The organism is Chlorogloeopsis fritschii PCC 6912 (assembly GCF_000317285.1).
GTDB lineage: Bacteria > Cyanobacteriota > Cyanobacteriia > Cyanobacteriales > Nostocaceae > Chlorogloeopsis > Chlorogloeopsis fritschii.
This window is the reverse complement of record NZ_AJLN01000141.1, coordinates 115,259-121,431: the sequence shown is the minus strand read 5'-3', so window position 1 is coordinate 121,431 and position 6,173 is coordinate 115,259. Positions and strand designations below refer to the sequence as shown.

Below are 6,173 nucleotides of genomic sequence, written 5' to 3'. Positions count from 1 at the left end.
CTGCACCTTGAGCGTGAGGAGGGACGAGTAACAAAACCCAAAAACTGTTTTTAGGATGCTATTTTAGGGCGAGTGAGTAGGAAGTTAAGGCTGAAAGCTGTCATGAGATATGGAGAGGTTCTATATAGCGGATGCTGGGCAACGTTACCCCCTATTCCCCAACATTTTTGATCGTAAGAGGAGAACTTTGAATCATGGTTAGTCAAAAAACGATTGAAATTGTCAAGGCAACTGCACCGATTATTAAAGAAAAAGGTGAAGAGATTACCAGGCGGATGTATCAAATTGCATTTGAGGAGCGGCCTGATTACAAACGCAGCTTTGAAACCACTTGGATGCAGCATCTAGATGGTGGCGGGCAAGCACACAAGTTAGCTGCGGCTGTTTATGCTTATGCGACTCATATTGACCGCTTAGATGAGTTGGCTAAGGCAGTAGAAACAATTGCCCATCGTCATGTAGAGACTCGCATACTTCCTGAGCAGTATCCGCTAATAGGTGAAAAGCTTTTGCAAGCCATGAAAGATGTTTTGCAAGATGCCGCTACTGATGAAGTTATTTCGGCGTGGGCTGAAGCTTATGATGCTTTGGCAAACATCTTTATTCAAAAAGAGAAGGCGATCTATAAACAAGAAGACCAAGAACTAACTAACCACTTGGCAACAGCTAACAACACTGTTGCATCAAACTGACCGAAGCCGCTACTCTTGTTGCAAAAGCGCTGGTAGTCGCTAAAGAGGAACACTATACAGAATTTCGAGTGATGGCAGTCGTGTTAGATCTGATTATGCTAGTTGTGGCATAGTTCGTCAAGTTGGATAATACTCGACCAGAAGACGTGCGATCGCTAAACTGCAAACCTTGCCTGCAAGTGAACAAGACGCGATCGCTAATTTATCGCTGGGCAAGATCAATATCTTTATCTTTAACTCGTAAGCTCAATCCTTGAGTTAACTGTAACTCAGTATCGTAAAGTAATTTTTAAATGTCTAAACAGGTGTCTGGTGGTGGAAAGCTAGCTTCCACAAACCTCCTCGGTTGACATAAGTACTGCTGATAACTACTGTAAACTGATCGCGACCCTGACGTTGTGCCGTAGCTGTATAGATGATAACGGCACTATCTTCCGTTAATTGTAAAACCTGAGGCTCATTTTCGATGTGCCAAAACAAGAATGGTGGTTGGTCTTTGTTTACCTCTATGGTAGTTCGTTTGTCCAATACTCCAAACGTCCCTACCGTAAGAGCATCGTTAGTAAGATAGCTTTGGATTAAGCCAACGTTTGCAGCAGAGCTAGCCTGCCAAAACTTTTCTTCAAGTGCCATTAACGTTTCTTTTAAATCCATCTGTAGCACCTTGTCGTTTTGTATGTGTAAATAAGTATTATCACTATGGTTATAGTTTAATTAGTTACTTTATTATGCTTCTCATTCTTTAGTTAATGTGATATTTTATGCTCTCTTATTTAATTTTTGCGGGTTTAGCTGCTTAGGTGCAAGACTTTAATGTAATAAATAACACAACGAGTAATGAAAAATCTTCTCCTTCTGTCCCCAGCATAGCTGCCTTGTTTCTTGATGAATCACTAAACTTTACACCTATTATTCAAATAGCCATCAGAATGATAATCTCTCCAATTAAATCTGATTTTCTTGGACAAGGAACAACCCTTGTAGAGTTATTACACCAAAGGGCAAAACACCACCCACATCGCAAAGCTTACATATTTCTTGAAGAAGGAGAAATACAAACCAGCTGTTTAACCTACCAAGAGTTAGAACATCAAGTACAGGCGATCGCAGCTCATCTGCAATCTATCTCTGCACCAGGCGATCGAGCTTTACTAATTTACCCATCAGGATTGAACTTTGTTGTCAGCTTTTTCGCCTGTCTCTATGCCGGAATTATCGCTGTTCCTGCTTATCCACCCAAACGCAACCAGAAACTATCCCGATTGCAAAACATTGTCCGGGATGCTCAAGCTACTTTGTTATTAACCACCGCAGATATTTTTCCACTCATTGCGCAAAAGGAATATGCATTCACACAGCTGCAATGGGTTTTAACCGATCGCATAACTACTAAGGCTGATGACTTTACGCCTATAACAATAGAACCTAATACTACCGCATTCTTACAGTACACCTCCGGCTCTACAGGCACTCCCAAAGGGGTGATAGTTTCCCACGGTAATTTAGCTCATAATTGTCATGTTATCCAACATAGCTATCAAGAGAGTGCTGAAGGTATAGTCTTAAACTGGCTGCCACTCTACCATGACATGGGGTTAGTGGGGGGAACGCTCCAACCGATAGTTGTGGGATTTCCGGTAATATTAATGTCACCGATGGCATTTCTGCAAGACCCGATCCGTTGGTTGAGGATAATTTCTACCTACAAAGTCACGGTAACAGTAAGTCCCAATTTCGCCTACGATCTTTGCATACAAAAATTTAAACCAGAGGAATTAACCAATCTTGACCTGAGTAGTTGGCAAATTGCTATCAATGGAGCTGAACCTGTACGAGCAGAAACGATCGCCTCTTTTATCAACACATTTGCTCCCTATGGATTTCGTCCCAGCACTTTCCGTCCTTCCTATGGGATGGCAGAAACAACTCTCTTGGTAACGGGTGCAACTAAGTTCAAATCGCCTGTAATTAAGGTTTGCGATGCCAAAGCTTTAGAGGAAAATCAGGTAATCAGTTGCACAAAAGAAACTCAAATTCCCCGTAAAATCGTTAGTTGTGGTCATCCTTGTCTTGGTCAAACTGTGGCGATCGTTAATCCTGTTTCCTTAACCCGATGTGCCACAGGGCAAATAGGAGAAATCTGGGTAACAGGTGAGAGTGTAGCACAAGGATATTGGCATCAAGAAGAACTGACAAAGCAAACATTTGGCGCTTATTTGGTAGATACAAAAGAAGGGCCCTTTTTGCGCACTGGGGATCTAGGATTTTGGGAAGATGAAGCAGGGTTATTTGTTACCGGACGCATTAAGGATATATTGATTATCCGGGGTCGAAATCATTATCCTCAAGATATTGAACAAACTGTAGAAACCAGTCACCCAGCACTAAATTTTCATAGCATTGCAGCTTTTTGTGTGGAAATAGATGGGGATAATCGCCTGATTGTCGCTTGTGAGGTGAAGCGGACTTATGTACGACACCTTCAAGTTCACAGCAAACAGGCAGAAGACATTCCCCCTTTCTCCCTGCCCCCTGCTCCCTTACCTCTTGTTGAGGAAGTAGCAAAAGCCATTAGAAAAGCGGTGTTGCGGGAACATGACTTGCAAGTTTATCAAGTCTTGTTACTTAAACCAGGAACTCTCCCGAAAACCTCCAGTGGTAAAGTGCAGCGTCTCGCCTGCCGTGAAGCTTTCTTAGCGGGTAATTTACCGTTAGTAGCTTCAGAATTGCTGGATATTTCTTTTCCAGAAGCACATCCCAAAAATTATTCTGTAGAGTCAATCCAAAGTTGGATATGTCAATGGTTAGCAACAAAATTATATATTTCCATCCAATCTGTTGATGGGAATGAATCCTTTGAAAGTTATGGTTTAGATTCCCTCACAGCTGCTACATTTATCCAAGACTTGGAAACCTGGTCAGGGTATTTGCTCAATATTTCTACACTCCAATCATTGGGAGCGAACGCCAACTTAGCAGAATATCTGGCGCAAGAACTCGCTCACGATCGCAGCCAGATCAGCGCGCAAATTCCCCCCGAATACTATCAAATTGAATGCTTTCCAGAATATGCCCAACTCCAGCAACGATTAACCCAAATTCAAACCTTAGAAATTCCCAATCCTTATTTTCAAGTGCAGGAATCCCTAACCAGGGATTGTACTCAAATTCAAGGACGAACACTAATTAACTATTCAACCTACAACTATCTAGGGTTATCAGGAGAGCCGAGAGTTTCCGCAGCAGCCAAAGCAGCAATAGATTGCTATGGTACATCAGTTTGTGCTAGTCGGTTGGCATCAGGTGAACGTCTTCTACATCAAGAACTAGAACAAGAACTAGCAGAGTTTATTGGCGTAGAAGACTGCATTGTGTATGTAAGCGGTCATGCCACCAATGTTACTACCATCGGTCACCTGTTTAATTCTCAGGATTTAATCCTTTACGATGCCTTGAGTCATAACAGTATTTTGCAGGGCTGTGCTTTATCAGGTGCTAAAACCGTGCCTTTTCCCCACAATGATTGGCAAGCTTTGGATAAGATTCTACAAGACCAACGCCAACATTATCGGCGAGTAGTCATTGTCATTGAAGGCGTTTACAGTATGGATGGGGATATCCCAGACTTACCTCGCTTTATTGAACTCAAGCAACGGCACAAAACCTTGCTCATGGTAGACGAAGCCCATTCCATTGGTGTATTAGGTCAATATGGACGGGGTATTGGTGAGTTCTTCGATGTAGGGCGAAATCAGGTAGATTTGTGGATGGGGACATTAAGTAAAGCTTTTGCCAGTTGTGGGGGATATATTGCTGGGTCAAAAGCTTTAATAAATTATTTGAAATATACTGCCCCTGGCTTTGTTTATAGTGTGGGATCGTCCCCTGCCAATACTGCTGCTGCTTTAGCATCTCTGCGGTTACTTAAATCAGAACCGGAACGAGTTAAAACTTTGCAAAAGCGATCGCAGCAATTTTTGCAACTAGCTCAAGCCCAAGGTTGGAACACAGCCACAAGTCAGAATTCTCCGATTATTCCCATTGTTGTGGGAAATTCTCTTGCTTGTATTCAGCTGTCTCATCACCTCTTCCAAGCCGGCATCAACGTTCAACCAATGATTTATCCTGCCGTAGCCAATGATGCTGCACGTCTGCGCTTTTTTATCAGTTGTTTGCATACAGAAGCACAAATTAATCAGGCGATCGCGGCTCTAGCAAATGCCAAATCTATTGGCTGTTAAAAAGGGCGTTGCTGATAATAATTATTGCTAGATATAGAAATTAAAAAATATGTATAGATGAGTCAATATACATTAGTAAATCTAGCAATAGTAGTAGCATAGTTCACAAAAGATGATATAGGTTTTCGATTGTTATTTATTTTTTTGAAACTAGAATCTTATGCGTAGTAAATATATATTCACCGCCCTGATTTGTCTGCTAGTTTTTGTCTGCCTAACTGTATTGCCTCTACAGGAAAAAAAGGCTTTTGCTCAAAAGAAAAACCCACAAATTACTTCAAATCAGCAGAGTAAAGTTAACCTCAATCCAAGTAAAAATCAAGAAATTGGTTTTGTTTATGAAGCTTTTTTGAGTCCTGATCAAGAACCAGGTGAAGAGGAAAATACACCGAAATTTATCCCGCCATCCTTTCGCTCTACAGCACCTTCTCTACCCAGAAATCAGCGAAAATCCAAGGGACATGGAGTTGTGAAATTTACTAAGGATCTGAGTAAAGCATTTGTTGATGTTCAAGTTGAAGGTGTAAATCCTCAAGAGATAGTCATGTTCCATATCCATTGCGGCAACCCAGACGTGCTTGGGCCGATCCTAGTTGACTTTGCTCTCTCTGGCAACATTCAACAGAACTTCGCTGATAATCGTTTTTCAGCAGAAGTAACAAATACAAATATTGAAAATACTGCAAATTCTGGACGTGATATTTTAGGAGCTTATCTCTTAGGATGTCCGATAGAATCAGGAAAATTGGATAAAGTAAAAACAATTGCTGGCATGGAGCAATTTGCAAGACGTAGCGAACTCTATTTTAATTTACATACAAAAGGTCAGACATTTTTTGGAGATATTCGGGGTAAATTAAATCCGGTACGATGAACGAACTGGAAACATCTATATCTTGGCTGGTGAAGAAACAGGAATTGTCATAAACCGCAATGGTAAATGGAGATATGACGAATGAGTAAGCCCAACTTTGCAGCAATGAGTAAAACTGAACTTAAACGTTATTTGTTAGAGCATCGGAATGATACCGAAGCTTTTCACGCTCTAATGGATAAAATTGACGCAGAACCTAATCCGAAATTCTACACCATAGATGAAGTTGGCGAACTTCAAAAACTAATAGAAGAGAAACGAGCTAAAGAGAATCCGTATCAGTAAGTAAATCGTTGTATTCCGATGCAGGGGCAAAGTCCCCGCGAGCATAGGGCGATCGCATAATTCATATTGTGATTCAGTAAC

Annotated in this window: 7 protein-coding genes; 6 read left to right on the top strand and 1 reads right to left on the bottom strand. The window is 41.4% G+C overall.

Translation table 11 applies throughout. The annotated features are described in order from the left end of the window. Positions 1 to 194 precede the first annotated feature (194 nt). Both UYC_RS0131445 and UYC_RS40085 read left to right on the top strand, forming a co-directional pair. Positions 195 to 692, top strand: coding sequence for a globin domain-containing protein (locus tag UYC_RS0131445; RefSeq protein ID WP_016878127.1), 498 nt, complete (start codon positions 195 to 197; stop codon positions 690 to 692). Between the two features lie 122 nt (positions 693 to 814). Next, a complete protein-coding gene (locus UYC_RS40085; RefSeq protein ID WP_268744027.1) occupies positions 815 to 949 on the top strand; it encodes a hypothetical protein in 135 nt (44 codons plus the stop codon). Positions 950 to 989: 40 nt separating this feature from the next. Here UYC_RS40085 and UYC_RS0131440 read toward each other — a convergent pair whose 3' ends face one another. Beyond that, positions 990 to 1,346 (bottom strand): nuclear transport factor 2 family protein, encoded by a 357-nt coding sequence (locus tag UYC_RS0131440; RefSeq protein WP_016878126.1) that lies wholly within the window; start codon positions 1,344 to 1,346, stop codon positions 990 to 992. Positions 1,347 to 1,621: 275 nt separating this feature from the next. On the opposite strand from UYC_RS0131440, the gene UYC_RS0131435 reads away from it, so the two are divergent. From UYC_RS0131435 to UYC_RS0131425, 4 genes are all read left to right on the top strand, one after another. Next, positions 1,622 to 4,933: an aminotransferase class I/II-fold pyridoxal phosphate-dependent enzyme gene (locus UYC_RS0131435; RefSeq protein WP_235083147.1), complete on the top strand. Its 3,312-nt coding sequence runs from the start codon at positions 1,622 to 1,624 to the stop codon at positions 4,931 to 4,933. A gap of 160 nt (positions 4,934 to 5,093) precedes the next feature. After that, on the top strand, positions 5,094 to 5,807 hold the full coding sequence (locus tag UYC_RS0131430; RefSeq protein ID WP_016878124.1) for a CHRD domain-containing protein: 714 nt from the start codon (positions 5,094 to 5,096) through the stop codon (positions 5,805 to 5,807). A gap of 22 nt (positions 5,808 to 5,829) precedes the next feature. Beyond that, positions 5,830 to 5,892, top strand: coding sequence for a hypothetical protein (locus UYC_RS40475; protein ID WP_392408675.1), 63 nt, complete (start codon positions 5,830 to 5,832; stop codon positions 5,890 to 5,892). Further along, complete coding sequence (locus UYC_RS0131425) at positions 5,889 to 6,092, top strand: DUF6887 family protein (protein ID WP_016878123.1); 204 nt, start codon at positions 5,889 to 5,891, stop codon at positions 6,090 to 6,092. The genes UYC_RS40475 and UYC_RS0131425 overlap by 4 nt, the downstream gene beginning before the upstream one ends. Positions 6,093 to 6,173 lie beyond the last annotated feature (81 nt).